Origin of the sequence: Mesorhizobium sp. M8A.F.Ca.ET.202.01.1.1 (genome assembly GCF_004791595.1) — a bacterium.
Lineage (GTDB): Bacteria > Pseudomonadota > Alphaproteobacteria > Rhizobiales > Rhizobiaceae > Mesorhizobium.
The window spans coordinates 1-13,207 of record NZ_SRUN01000035.1; the positions used below are offsets into that span (position 1 = coordinate 1).

The following is a 13,207-nucleotide window of genomic DNA, read 5'->3' on the forward strand; positions in this document are numbered from 1 at the left end:
CGGCCAGAACCTTCGACGCACTCTGCCAGGCTCTCGGCGATATCTGCCACCTGTTCGAGCCAGCTGAATGCAGAAACTTCTTCAAGGCTGCCGGATATGAGGCTAATTAATCGCGACACGCTTTAGCTTTCTACATTCTGTGTCCGACGCTGGACAAGAATGTTGCAATCCCGACCAGTAAGTCAGCACAGGCGCCACCTGTTGCCCAGCAAAACGGCAAGGATTATCGAAAGACGAATTCGGCACGGAGCTTGCACCAACGATTGCATGCAAATGCCGACAGCATCTCATGAACGGTCTCTCGATTCTGGCGCGGTTAAATCGCGGCCGGTTCCAGATCATGTCCCGCCCGAAATGGTGAGGGACTTCAACCTGTTTACGTCGCCCGGCATGTTGCCGACGGCTAACGGGGATCCGCATGCCGCGGTTGCTTGCGTTCATGCCGGGCCTCCGATCTTTTATTCAACCAGCAACACGCGCGACGGTCGGGGTACCTGGGTCATCACTCGCGCGAGCGACCAGCGCCGGGTGCTGCAGGACACCGAAACGTTTTCCAGCCATCGCAGCATCTTCGCCTCTGTGCTCGGCGAGAGCTGGCCGATGATCCCGCTTGAGCTCGATCCGCCATTCCACGGTGTTTTTCGCTCACTGCTCAATCCGCTGCTTTCGCCAAAGCGGGTAATGGCATTGGAGCCGGCTGTCCGGGAACGAGCGATCAAGCTGATCGACAGGATCGCCGCATCAGGCACGAGCTGCGACATCATGAAGGATTTTGCAGTTCCGTTCGCGGTCAATATCTTCCTTCGCTTTATTGGGCTTTCGGACGACGGACTAGAAACATTTGTCGGCTGGGCTAGAGATCTGCTCCACGGCGATAAGGAGCAACGACCACCCGCAGCCCGGGCGATCGTGGCCTTCATCGACGAACTTGCCACCGAGCGCCGCAAGGAGCCGGTCGATGATTTCATGACCTTCATCGTGAAGGCAAAGGTCGAGGGTCGTCTGCTCAGTGACGAAGAAGTCCGTGGCATCGGCGTGCTTGTGTTCGTCGCGGGACTCGACACGGTCTCAGCAGCCATATGCTTCGACTTGGCCCATCTCGCGCGCAACCCCAAAGATCAGGAATTGCTACGAAGCGAACCTGACCGGATTGCCGTCGCTGCGGAAGAATTGCTGCGCGCCTATTCGACCATTCAGATGATCCGAGTGGCAACGAAGGATGTCGACTTCAAAGGCGCGCCGATCCGCAAGGGAGATTATGTTTCCTGTGCCACGATGATTGCCAATCGTGACCCGGCGGAATTCGAATGCCCGAATGAGATCGATCTGGCGCGCGAGGACAACCGGCACGCTGCCTTTGGCTATGGTCCCCATCGTTGTCTTGGCTCACACCTTGCCCGGCGGGAGATTGTCATTGGCCTGGAGGAGTGGCTGGCGCGCATCCCAGCCTTTCGGATCAAGACAGGGACTGAACCTATCACCTTCGGCGGCCATGTGTTCGGGATCGAGAATCTGATCCTGGACTGGTCCTGAAGTTTCAGCCAACGACATTGGAGTTCGCTATGCGTGTCGTCGTACATAAAGCCAGATGCCAGGGTCATGCGCGCTGCTGGGCGCGGGCGCCGAGAGTCTTCAAGCTTGATGACGCCGGCTACATCTTGCCCGGTGATATTGATGTTGCCGATGGGGAGCAACTGCTTGCCTCAAAAGGGGTACGAGCCTGCCCCGAACAAGCTCTGGAAGTTGACGAGCCCCCCGCTAACTCAGTTGTAGAGAGAGACACACGCAAAGTGCAGACTGGCATCGGGAAGGACAAAACAATCATACAATTCGCGACAGACCCTGTCGACCACGCGAAAATTACCGAACTGCGTGACCGAGAGGCGATCCGCAACTGCCTGTATCGGTACTGCCGCGGGATAGACCGCGCCGATGAGGCGGCGCTGCGTAGCGCATACTGGCCCGAAGCGTATGACAGGCACGGTCCCTATTGCGGACCGGCAGAGGACTTCATCCAATTTGCTCTCGGTCTGCCGGGGCACCGTAACATCCATCAAATCACGAACAGCCTGATCGACTTCATCAGTTCAGCAGAGGCCGCGGTCGAGAGCTATTTCACCGCGCTGCAACGCGGACCGGATACAGACCAAGAAATACGTCAGACGCTGCTTTGCGGCCGTTACTGCGATCTGTTTCAGAAGAGGCAGGACGAGTGGCGAATTGCGGAACGGACAGTCGTCTACGATTGGGTTGAGGAGCAAATCCCGCCAGCGATTCTTGAGGCAGATAGGTTCGGCCAGCGACAGCCGATTGGAGCACCACATCCAGACGATCCCATCTACCAGTTGCTCAAGGGTCACATCCCCACCGACCAAGATGGCGTCGAGGGTCCCCAACTGGGAGCTGCATAAGTGGGTAGAAATGGAGGATGAGCGCCCTACGGGAACGACATCTGTGTGGGGCCGCAACTGGCGGTCACTGCAACGATTTGGCTCGGCCCTTCATTCCGCCCAAGGTTGATGGGCTGAGATCACAAGCGGTCATCGTGGAGAAGCTCTCGTGAAACTGGCAGCACGCACCGTAATCATCACAGGCGCTGCGGGCGGGATCGGCCGTGCCCTGGTCGATATCCTTGCCGCGGACGGAGACACTGTAGTTGCGGTGGACCTTCCGGGCAGTGGTGTGGTTGAACTGGCTCGGGATCTCGGGTCGCCGCACGTCGGTCTGGAGTGCGATGTGTCGCGAGAGAAGGACATGCTCTCACTTTTCGGCCAGGTCGAAGCACGCTTCGCGCAAATCGATGTCCTCATCAACAATGCGGCGGTTGGACCCACGATGGATAGGATCATCGACACCGCTGTCGATACCTTCCGACGCGGCGTGACAGTGAACCTTATTGGGCCATTCGTTATGGCCAGGGAAGCGGCGCGGCGCATGAAGCCGGGCGGTGCGATCGTCAATGTGGCTTCGATGGCGGGCGTGGTCGGCAATCCCAGGCGCAACGCCTACGCAGCCTCGAAAGCTGGCGTGATCTCGTTGACAAAGTCCCTTGCATGCGAGTGGGCTATGCGAGGAATCCGCGTCACGGCGGTGGCGCCGGGCTCCGTCCGCACCCCAATGGTCACAGAACTGGCACGCGCTGGCAAAATGGACCTCGCGGCGATACGCCGCCGCGTGCCGATGGGGCGCTTGGCTCGCCCCGACGAGATCGCCAGGGTCGTGCGTTTTCTGAGCAGCACGCAGGCGCGCTACATCACCGGCTCGGTGCTGGCAGTCGACGGAGGCTGGATGTCATTCAACCAGCCGGGGGATGCTCACCCGCCGGTGGATGGTGCGCTCCAAGCCGAGCTCTCCTGTCCGGCCGAATGCACAGATGCGCGAATCGTGCTCGTCACCGGTGGCGCAAAAAGCATTGGCGCGGCCGTCGCTCGCCGCTTTGCCGCGAACGGCGACACCGTCGTGATTGCTGATAAAGATGGCACTGCAGCGGCAGAGCTGGCTACATCGCTCCCCGGCAAGCATCTGGCGAAATCGCTGGACGTGGCCGTCGAGAGCGATGTGGTGTCGATGTTCGAAGAACTGAGGGGACGCTTCGGGTATATCGATGTTCTGGTCAATAGTGCTGATACCGCCGACAGGATTGTGCCTGCGATCGAGCAACTGTCGAAACAGCTCGAACACGTCCTGGATGTCAACCTTACCGGCGCCTTCACCTGCGCGCGCGAAGCGATCAAGGCTATGCGCCCGGGCGGCGTGATCCTCAATCTCGGGTCGATCGACAGCTTTCTGCCGTTCGCGCCGCGCCATGCCTACGGCGCCTCCAAGGCGGGGATGGATATGCTGACCCGTTGCATGGCGGCCGAACTCGGGCCGGTCGGAATTCGGACAGCCACCGTCGCTCCTGGCCACATCCGCACGCCCGCACTTGCTCAGTTGGCCAAAGCCGGCCGCATCGACCTGACAGCAATCGGACGACGCATCCCCATGGGCAGGATGGGACGGCCAGAAGACGTCGCAGATGCATCGTTCTTCCTTGCTTCGTCTGACGCCTCATACATCAACGGCTCGATCCTCTACGTGGACGGCGGCTGGACCTCGTTCGGTGATGCGGGAAACGCCAGCGAGCTCTATGACGAATGTTTTGCGGAGGCGGCAGGTTAATTGCCAGGCCTTCGCAGGGCGACCGGCCGAGCATTATGAAGCCTCGGCTCCACGACGCACCTGAGGTGCTTGAGATCCAAGCATGCGCATGCCGAGCACATTCCCGGTCGGCTGACGTGTCTATAACGAGGAGAAATCATGGAATTTGCCACTTTCATTCTGGCCGCCCAGCGTGGCTATCACCAATCCTCAGAAAGCGTCATCCGCAACTCCATCGAACAGGCCGTCGCTTCGGAGCAGGCTGGGTTCAACACCGCGTGGTTTGCTGAGCACCACTTCAACAATTACAGCCTCATACCATCCCCGCTGATGATGGTGGCGCACTGCGCCGGCTTGACAAGCACGATTCGCCTGGGCACTGCCGTCTGCGTGCTGCCGCTTTACCAACCGCAGCGCCTGCTGTCCGAGATCGGCTTCGCCGACATCGTTGCGAACGGCCGTCTCGAGCTCGGCGTAGGCTTGGGATACCAGCAGTTCGAGTTCGAACGGTTCGGCGTGGACATCGATGAGGCGCCGGCCGTCTTTTCGGAATACCTGGACATCATTCTCAAGGGCCTCAACCAAAACGTCTTCGAACACGACGGCCAATATGAGAAGATCCCCCCAACAGCGATTTCGGTCCGCACAGTCCAGCAGCCGACGCCGCCTATCTGGATCGCTGGCGGAGCCGCACGGATGGCTCGGGCCTACCGCGAGGGGCACAATTTTTTTGTCACAGCCTTCCACGACGGCTTAGAGACTTTGACCACACTGCGTGAATCAGTCGAGAGGGCGGCGGCATCCGAGGAAAAGAACGTCACCGACGTCAAGATATCGCTGCTGCGCTGCTGCTATGCCAGCCACGACGAGTTGGAGATCAACAGCTATCTCGACAATGCCCGCTTCCAGCGCCGGCTTTCTGAAGCCCTGCATCAGCGCCGCCAACAGAGCCACGATGGCTACCTGCTGCAGGAGACACCGACCCAGCAGGATCTGTCCTTCGAGACCATGCGCAAAAATTTGCCGATTGGCAGCGTAAATCGCGTGATTGATCGCCTGCTGGAAGAGATCGATATCTTGAAACCGGACCAGATCGCAGTTCAGACTCAATTGGGCGACTTCGACCAAAAGACGATGCTGCGCCAGATCGAGCTCTGGGGCGACAAGATCATCCCTGCGGTCAACAAGGCGCTTTGTCATGCCGGAAGCTGAAGCCGGCCGTTACGATGATGGCTGCCTATCCAGCGCGCAATGGCGTGGGTCCGAGCTAGGGAGGAGCTTCGATCAGCATGTGCTGCCCTGCGTACATTCACGTTCGCTTGAGGAGGTCCAGGCGGGCGAGGTGTTGGCGACGGAGGGGACAGGCCTTTCGTCTGTCGAATTGCGTGATGTCTTGGCCGCAACTTTCCCGTCTACCTCCAGCAGCGTATTCGCTTTGGAGGAGTTGAGCGAGCCCGAGCCGGAACTGGAAGAGGAACTGCTACGCCGGCTGCTGCTAGCGCATGCTGCGCCGGCCGACCCGGCGAGCGCCCGCTTGGCCAAGATCATCGCCCGGCGTGCGATGCGCATGGACCATCTTTGGCGGGATCTTGGCCTCTCAAATCGCGCTGAGCTCAGCCGCCTGCTTGCCAGACATTTTCCCGCGCTGGCGGCAGGCAACACAGAAAACATGAAATGGAAAAAGTACTTTTACCGCAAGCTGTGTGAGGCCGAAGGCTTTTCGTCATGCACAGCACCCAGTTGCGGGGAATGCCATGACTTCGAAAGCTGCTTCGGCCCGGAGGAAGTTGAGAGTTGCCTCTCGCCGACCACGAATGTCGGTTAGTCACTTCGCTTGATCGCAGCTGCGGACAAACGCTTATCGCGGCGCCGTCGTATGGAGGAAGGGATGTTCATCGCCTCGCGATATTTGGTGACGGTACGGCGAGCGACATCGATGCCGGTCTCCTTGAGTTGAGCAACGATGTCTTCGTCGGAATGTACCTTGTCGAGCGATTCTTCGGCTATGATTGCCTTGATCCGATGGCGGACAGCTTTGGCGGAGTGCGCATCGCCGCCCTCGCAGGATGCGATTGGCGCAGCGAAAAAATACTTCAGCTCGAACACCCCGCGCGGAGTTAACATGTACCTGTTCGAAGCCACCCGGCTTACCGTCGACTGGTGCATGCCGATCTCGTCAGCGACATTTTTGAGACAGAGAGGCCGCAGATGGGCGGCGCCGTGTGTAAAAAAGGCATCCTGCTGGCGCACGATTTCGGTCGCAACCTTAAGGATCGTCTTAGCGCGCTGCTTGAGACTGCTGATCAGCCAGTTCCCTGTTTCCTGGCAATGGTCGAGAAACGCTTTGCCTTCCGGATTTTGCTTGGTCAGCTGCGAGATTTCGGCGACATAGGTTTGGTTAATCAACACTTTGGGCAGCGTGGCCGGATCAAGCTCCACCCGCCATCCACCTTCGGACGAGGGCATTACCCAGACGTCCGGTACGATGGTTTCCGGCGTCCCGGACTGGAACCGGTCTCCAGGCTTGGGATCGAGCGCGCGGATTTCGTTCCTCATGTCGAGGAGATCCTCCTCGTCGACTCCGCAACGCTGCTTCAATCCCTGAAAATCCCCCCGTGCAAGCATCTCGAGATTGGCGACCAAAGCTGCCATAGCCGGGTCGAACCGGTCTTGCTGGCGCAGCTGAATCTCCAGGCATTCGCTGAGAGTTCGCGCAAAAATGCCCGGCGGATCAAATTGCTGCAAGATTCCGATGACCCGTTCCACATCAGCTTGCCGAACGTTTAACCTACTGGCCAGATCGAAAAGGTTTACCTGAAGATAGCCAGTGTCCTCCAGATGAGCGGCGAGCTGTCCGGCAATCAGCCGCTCCTGGGGGGTGAACGGGGTGAGGGCGACCTGGCGGGCGACATGGTCGTGCAATGTTTCGGTGTGGGCGGTAAACTCCTCGACGGCAGGTCGATCGTTGCCGCTACTGCGTTGCGACTTCCATTGCCCGCGCCCGCCAGACGGCCCGCCAATGGGCGATTCGCCGATTTCGCTTCTGCTTTGACTGCTCCGCTGATCCACCCCTGGCAGCGGCGAATCGTCGTCAAACGGGTCAGGCTTCAAAACGGGGTTCTTCTCGAGTGCCTGCTGCACGAGCTGATGGAGTTCAGTATGCGTCAATCGCAGCAAGCGAATAGCTTCAATGGCTTGAGGCGATAAGACCATACGTTGCTTCTGGCGTTGAAGCAGGCTTGCTGAGAGATGCATGTTGAACCGTGATCTGCCGAGGAGGCTCTAGTGTGTGCTTGGGTTGTGTGAGACTTTCCACTTCTGGGTCATGCCGCCGCCTTCAATTTGTCGAGAACGTTTTGCGGGGATGAAACGCCATAGGGGTCCGTCTCGCAGTTGTCACAGAAGCCTTCCTCCTCGAACCACTGCTCCACCACGCCATCGTCGATCAGAGCGGCGTATCGCCAGGAGCGCATGCCAAAGCCCAGATTGTCCTTCGCGACCAGCATGCCCATTTTGCGCGTGAACTCGCCCGACCCGTCTGGGATCAGCTCGATCTTCTGCAGCCCCAAGGACTTTCCCCACGCATTCATGACGAAAGCATCGTTGACCGAGACGCAGTAGATCGCGTCAATTCGCAGTTCCAGAAATTGATCATAGAGTTTTTCGAAATCGGGCAGTTGGAAGGTCGAGCAGGTCGGGGTGAAGGCGCCAGGCAGCGAGAACAGGATGATGCGCTTGCCCCCGAAATAATCGTCGGAGGTCTTGTTCTCCCACCGATAAGGATTTGGCCCCCCGATCGACTCATCGCGAACACGCGTGCGAAAGGTCACGAGAGGAACGTTCTTTCTATAGGTCATTGATTTGCTTCCAGGCCAAAGTGGTACGGTGCATTTTTCGGTTAAACTGAAGCGGCATCGACTTCGGTCGACAGTTCCGGCAGCCTCGCGCCTTGGCGTGGTTGCCTCGGACCGGTCTTGTGCAAGACCGCCCCCGAGCAGGCACGTTCAACGGCGACGAGCTTCCGCGGAGACGGGGAATTTTGCTCGCGTGCTTTATCGAGCTTTGAGAGGTAGGCATGGTCTGCAACCGTGATTTTGACTGCGTTCTATCGACCGAGTCGCAAGCGCCATGCCAATTGACCCGATGCCTTGGGTTCACTTCGGTTTTTGCAGCAACTTTCGTGTTGTGCAGTAATGCCGGTCGATATTATTGCTCAAGCAGCACTGGAAATTGGGTGCGACTCCGTTCGGCAAACCCGGCCTTTGTCCGAAGCCGGACACGAATGTCGGAAATAGCCAAACGCCAGGATCTGGGGCGGGTTAAGAAACGTTACCGTGGGCACCGGCTTCAGCACAATTGCGCCACGCGAGCATGGCTCCCAGCGTCAATGCCGTGCAGCAGCGAGACGAAGTCACTGCAGAATATCAACCTCTGCGAAGTCGTTGAAACCCAGCATGTGCGAGCCGTTCGAGGCGCAGATCAAGGCATGCTCGAGGAAGAGCTCGTGCTCTCGGCAGCAAGTGTTGCGACGTCTGACAAGGATCGTCGCGCTTCAAGGAAAAGAACCTGAATGGTGCACGGCTTGTGAAGGCCGGCGCATGGAAATGGCTGGGCTGATCATCCTCCATGAGGGTTGAATGAAGAGCTGGCCCCTATCTCCCTCAGCTGCAACGGGGGGAGATAGGGCATGTCCGTCTATCGCGCTGGGTAACATTCCTCGGTGATGCAATAAGGGGGAGCAATTTCTCATTTCGGCAGACACGACCCAGCTCTCCTTTCATGCGCTGATTCCCCCAGGGGAAATCGCGACTCCAGGCTTCCTATGCAGCGAATCGCGGTGCTGTCCGATGTCCGACAATGTCGGATGCGGATCGTAGCTGGGCTAGATCCGTCACTTTGCCTCGATGGTTTCCCACTGGCCTTATATCTGCTTCGCCCAAATGCGGCGACATAACCTGTGCGGCATCTGTGAATGGATCGACTTCAATCCAGACCTCGGAGGTCCCGATGCGCGAAGGGAGCTTGCCGATATGACGGCCACCATAGCGAACCACGGTCCGGACGACGAGGGGACTTGGATCGGCGGGCCTGCGGCGCTGGGACACCACCGCCTGGCAATCATCGATATCCAGGGCGGCCGCCAGCCGAGGATGCTCCAGGAGGATGGCCGACCTGACTTGGTGCTCGTCTACTCGGGTGAGACTTACAACTACCGCGAGCTGCGTCAACAGCTGGCCGGCCTAGTCCATCGCATGAACACGAGCAGTGACACCGAGGTGGTGCTGCACCGCCCCCGCGAGTAGGGCTCTTCGGCGGGTACACTTTTTTCACGAAATCCGTGAATGTTTCTCGCGACATCATCCCGCAATCGGTGGTGCAGCGGGTGAAGAGCCCGTATCCGGCTATCCAGAATGCCGCCTACGACAAGATACTACGTACGCGATTCACTGTGATGCTGGACGACCTAGTGCCGGCAGCGGCACCGCTGTTGTCCGTCGACAGGTCCCGCGCTTGCTCGGTGCGACCAACAACCTTAAGCGCTAGGGCGTAACCTGACCCTGCAAGATCTCCTCACCGACTATAAGGTGCGCCTCACGATCTGAGACGATGGGACAGGATGGCTAAGGAGGTGCGCCGTCTTGCATGCCCCGCCAGCGAGGCGAACCCTCTTGGCTACGCGCGCCACCAGCGACGCTCCATATCGTCAGGCCTGCGTCTCATGCTCAGATGAGCCGGTATTTGGCTCTCTCATCAGCAAACCGAGAGAGCCCATGCCAAGACGGAAGCAAGCAAGACGAACGAGCGTCAGAGATATCCTGCGCCTGACCCATAAACAGGGCAGTCCGGTGGGCCAGGTGGCAGAGCAACTGAGGTTCGGCAAGACTTCGGCTTCCACCTATCTGCGGGCGCTGGAGACGGGCTGTCGTGCAGGCCCTGCATGCGGCTTTGAGGACGATGCGATGTTGAAACACCGTCTGTTGGGCCGAATCGGCCGTCGGCCACACGTTGGGTCGTCATCAGGTTCTCGACAGCTTCCCGGTGTCAAATCCAAACCGTGGTCGGCGATCCCCACCAGGGTGGGAAGGCAGCGCTGATATAGCCGAACGTCGATCAAGTCACGATCAACGATTGCCTCATGTCACATGCCCTGCGGGACTGAAAAACGGAGAAGAACATGTGCGATGCAAAACTGAAGACCGTGCTTTCGCTTTTTTCGCCGGTGGCCAGCAAATTAGATGCTCTCTCGTCCAACGGACCAGCGACGGATGCAAATTGCGTTAAGCTAAATACGAACGAGAACCCGTTTCCGTTGCCGAAGAGCGTAATGCAAAGTGCAATTGCTGCGATCGAACACCAGTATCTTTATCCGGAAGACGACAATCTCAGCTTAAGGGCAGCTGCCTCCGATGCTTACGGATTTTCCAAAGATCAGGTGATTGCCGGCAACGGTTCGTCGGAGCTGCTCGGACTCATCTACAGAGCTTTCCTCGCCCCAGGAGATAGAGTGGCAATGCTGTCGCCCGGATTTTCGTTCAACCGTAAACTTGCCATGTTGCAGGGTGCCGAGTTTCTCGAAATCGCATCGAGCGAAGCTCATCCCCTGCCGATAGAAAAACTGCTGTCCGGCCCTGCAAAAGACGCGAAGTTCATTCTGTTGGCTAATCCGAACAATCCGACCGGAACATTCGTGCCGGTGGCCGAAATCGAACGCCTTGTGGAGCAAGCAGATCGCTTGATCGTCTTGGATGAGGCCTACGTTGACTTCGCACCCGACCATGCCCTGCGCCTCGTCAATAGACATCCGAATCTTTTGATCTTGAGGACTTTTTCAAAGAGCTATGCTGCTGCTGGCGTGCGAGTCGGCTTCGGTTTCGGTCACCCAGAAATCATTGGCAGGCTGCGCAACATCCAGAATGTCTTCAACATGAACGTGATCGGGCAGGCGGTCGGGAAAAGCATTCTTGCGCATCGCCACGCCTACGAAGAGAACCACAGGCACATCAAGCATGAACGACAGCGAGTGACCCTGGCGCTGTTGCAACTTGGCTTTTCCGTAACACCCTCCCACGCAAACTTTTTGCTGGCCCGTGTGCCAGCGGGACAGGAGGGCTCATGCTGGCAAGCCGCGTTGAAAGAGCAGGCGATCCTCATCGCCAGCTTTCCTGACGTAGATTTGAAGAACTGTATTCGCGTCAGCATTGGCACCACAGAGCAGATGGACAAATTCCTTGCTGCCGCCAAACGCGTCTGTATGAGCTTTAAGAAGAATCGCGGTGTGCTCAAGCATGAATTCAATTCACATTAAGCATCAAGTAATGATATGTCTGAGCTATGATGGTTAGCGAATAAATATAGGTAATTTGGAGAACAATTAATTGAAGAAAATTTCCGCTTCGGGCCTGACCTTCGGCATCTTCGATCATCTGGACGAAAACGGCGATGACATCGCACAGCAATATGCAGATCGGCTGAGCCTAGCAGAAGCGTGCGATGGCTTTGGCTTTTATGCGTATCATCTCGCCGAGCACCACTGTACCCCGCATGGCAGAGGTCCATCACCGAATATGTTCTTAGCGAGCGTCGCCCAGCGAACCCGCAGTCTTCGTGTTGGTCCCATGGTAATGCTACTTGCGCTCTATCATCCGCTGCGTGCCTTCGAGGAGATCTGCATGCTTGATCAGTTGAGCGGCGGCAGGCTTGAACTCGGCATAGGGCGCGGCTCTGCTCCCACTGAATTGGGATACTTCGGGGTTGCTGTAGAAGCAGCACCAGAACAGTATGCGGAGGCCAGTGAGATTCTCATCAATGCGATGAAAGGCGGGACGCTTTCTTATCAGGGCCGCCACTTTGAGTTGAAAGATGTTCCGCTGACGTTGAGACCTCACCAATATCCCCATCCGCCGACATGGATCGCCACCAATCGACCCGAGCCGGCTAGCTGGGCCGCTGCGAATGGGGCAAACATCGCCTGCGTCGGACCCTCCACTTCTGTTCGCAGCGTTACCGACGCGTTCCGCGCCGCCCGAATTCACGATGCTGACATTGGCCAGCAAGCGCCATTTCTTGGATTGCTCCGAATGGTGGTGATAGGGCCTTCTGAAACAGATGCGTATTTGCTCGCAGCACCTGCCTATGAACGATGGCTCAATAGCTTCAAATTTCTATACGAACTAAATGCCATTTCCACTCCACCAAACTTGCCTTTGAACTTCGATGCAGCAATTGAAAGTGAATTGTGCGTCGTGGGAACGGCAGATTCTGTCCGAAAAGCTCTCCTTGATCAGCTGGAAGAGGCAGGTGCTAATTATCTTCTGTGTCAACTGGCATTTGGAGATTTGCCGCTGGATGCCTCACTATACACCGCATCGGCCATTCGATCCGAAATCATGGCTCGAGTTGCCGCATCGTGAATCCGTCGTGTGATTGGAGGAGCAGCGGCAGCGCTGCTCCTCATTGCGAAACGGTTGTGGGGGCCGGACTCCTGTGTCAGGTGTAAACCATTGGAGCACGTCCTATCTGATCCAGGTCATATCCTGCGGCTTTGAAGTAGTTGGCACATTCGGCTGGGGTGAAGAGGTCGACGACCGCGCCGAGGCGTCCTGACCTTGCCCCTCTGATCTAATCCGGTTTGAAGTTCGTTCTGGCCCATCCAGAGGACCAGGACATGAAACGCAGCCGCTTCTCTGAAGAGCAGATCATCGGAATTTTGAAGAAACACGAGGCCGGGGTATCGGTTGGCGATCTGTGCCGCAAGCACGGGGTCAGCGACGCCTCGATCTACAATTGGAAGGCCCGCTTCGGCGGATGGATGTCACCGAGGCTCGGCGACCTGAAGGCGCTGGAGGACGAGAACACGCGCCTGAAGCGGCTTTTGGCCGACGCCATGCTCGACAATGCCGCGTTGAAGGACCTTGTGGGAAAGAAATGGTGACGCCCGCCGCCAAGCGGAAAGCTGTCGCTCGCCTGAAGGAAGGCTTCGGGATGAGCGAACGGCGGGCGTGTAAAGCCATCGGCTGTTGCCGCATGACGGTTCGCTACCAGACCAGCAGGCCGGACGACCGGGAGG

The 13,207-nt window shown here is 57.9% G+C and carries 10 protein-coding genes and 3 pseudogenes; 11 read left to right on the forward strand and 2 right to left on the reverse strand.

Annotation, left to right across the window (positions count from 1 at the left end):
• The 7 genes and pseudogenes from EN845_RS36490 to EN845_RS33400 all read left to right on the forward strand — a co-directional run.
• Positions 1 to 110: pseudogene (locus EN845_RS36490) on the forward strand (IS630 family transposase); the annotation flags it as partial.
• Positions 111 to 354: 244 nt separating this feature from the next.
• The gene (locus EN845_RS33380) at positions 355 to 1,533 is read left to right on the forward strand and encodes a cytochrome P450 (protein ID WP_024505246.1); all 1,179 of its coding nucleotides are present in this window, start codon (positions 355 to 357) and stop codon (positions 1,531 to 1,533) included.
• 29 nt (positions 1,534 to 1,562) lie between these two features.
• Positions 1,563 to 1,685: pseudogene (locus EN845_RS36495) on the forward strand (ferredoxin); the annotation flags it as partial.
• Between the two features lie 138 nt (positions 1,686 to 1,823).
• A complete protein-coding gene (locus EN845_RS33385; RefSeq protein WP_245463580.1) occupies positions 1,824 to 2,411 on the forward strand; it encodes a nuclear transport factor 2 family protein in 588 nt (195 codons plus the stop codon).
• A gap of 148 nt (positions 2,412 to 2,559) precedes the next feature.
• A complete protein-coding gene (locus tag EN845_RS33390) occupies positions 2,560 to 4,161 on the forward strand; it encodes an SDR family oxidoreductase (protein WP_063169384.1) in 1,602 nt (533 codons plus the stop codon).
• Positions 4,162 to 4,299: 138 nt separating this feature from the next.
• The gene (locus EN845_RS33395; RefSeq protein ID WP_024505249.1) at positions 4,300 to 5,352 is read left to right on the forward strand and encodes an LLM class flavin-dependent oxidoreductase; all 1,053 of its coding nucleotides are present in this window, start codon (positions 4,300 to 4,302) and stop codon (positions 5,350 to 5,352) included.
• Positions 5,339 to 5,965: a nitrogen fixation protein NifQ gene (locus EN845_RS33400; RefSeq protein ID WP_024505250.1), complete on the forward strand. Its 627-nt coding sequence runs from the start codon at positions 5,339 to 5,341 to the stop codon at positions 5,963 to 5,965. The genes EN845_RS33395 and EN845_RS33400 overlap by 14 nt, the downstream gene beginning before the upstream one ends.
• On the opposite strand, the gene rpoN is transcribed toward EN845_RS33400, so the two are convergent.
• On the reverse strand, positions 5,962 to 7,395 hold the full coding sequence (gene rpoN, locus EN845_RS33405; RefSeq protein WP_127318057.1) for an RNA polymerase factor sigma-54: 1,434 nt from the start codon (positions 7,393 to 7,395) through the stop codon (positions 5,962 to 5,964). The genes EN845_RS33400 and rpoN overlap by 4 nt on opposite strands.
• Positions 7,396 to 7,463: 68 nt before the next feature.
• Positions 7,464 to 7,997: a peroxiredoxin gene (locus EN845_RS33410; RefSeq protein ID WP_024505252.1), complete on the reverse strand. Its 534-nt coding sequence runs from the start codon at positions 7,995 to 7,997 to the stop codon at positions 7,464 to 7,466.
• A gap of 1,173 nt (positions 7,998 to 9,170) precedes the next feature.
• Here EN845_RS33410 and EN845_RS33415 point away from each other — a divergent pair.
• From EN845_RS33415 to EN845_RS33430, 4 genes and pseudogenes are all read left to right on the forward strand, one after another.
• A complete protein-coding gene (locus tag EN845_RS33415) occupies positions 9,171 to 9,443 on the forward strand; it encodes a hypothetical protein (protein WP_206523012.1) in 273 nt (90 codons plus the stop codon).
• 872 nt (positions 9,444 to 10,315) lie between these two features.
• Positions 10,316 to 11,446, forward strand: coding sequence for a histidinol-phosphate transaminase (hisC, locus tag EN845_RS33420; protein WP_135907157.1), 1,131 nt, complete (start codon positions 10,316 to 10,318; stop codon positions 11,444 to 11,446).
• Positions 11,447 to 11,516: 70 nt separating this feature from the next.
• Positions 11,517 to 12,551 carry an LLM class flavin-dependent oxidoreductase gene (locus tag EN845_RS33425; protein WP_127408329.1) on the forward strand — a complete coding sequence of 345 codons (1,035 nt, stop codon included), beginning with the start codon at positions 11,517 to 11,519 and terminating at the stop codon, positions 12,549 to 12,551.
• A gap of 254 nt (positions 12,552 to 12,805) precedes the next feature.
• A pseudogene (locus EN845_RS33430) lies at positions 12,806 to 13,207 on the forward strand (transposase); the annotation flags it as partial.

Excerpts from the sequence above, each read along its gene's own strand:
- EN845_RS33400 (WP_024505250.1), top strand. The coding sequence starts at position 5,339 with ATGCCGGAAGCTGAAGCCGGCCGTTACGATGATGGCTGCCTATCCAGC.
- EN845_RS33395 (WP_024505249.1), top strand. The coding sequence starts at position 4,300 with ATGGAATTTGCCACTTTCATTCTGGCCGCCCAGCGTGGCTATCACCAA.
- EN845_RS33415 (WP_206523012.1), top strand. The coding sequence starts at position 9,171 with ATGACGGCCACCATAGCGAACCACGGTCCGGACGACGAGGGGACTTGG.
- rpoN (WP_127318057.1), bottom strand. The coding sequence starts at position 7,395 with ATGCATCTCTCAGCAAGCCTGCTTCAACGCCAGAAGCAACGTATGGTC.
- EN845_RS33380 (WP_024505246.1), top strand. The coding sequence starts at position 355 with ATGGTGAGGGACTTCAACCTGTTTACGTCGCCCGGCATGTTGCCGACG.
- EN845_RS33410 (WP_024505252.1), bottom strand. The coding sequence starts at position 7,997 with ATGACCTATAGAAAGAACGTTCCTCTCGTGACCTTTCGCACGCGTGTT.
- hisC (WP_135907157.1), top strand. The coding sequence starts at position 10,316 with ATGTGCGATGCAAAACTGAAGACCGTGCTTTCGCTTTTTTCGCCGGTG.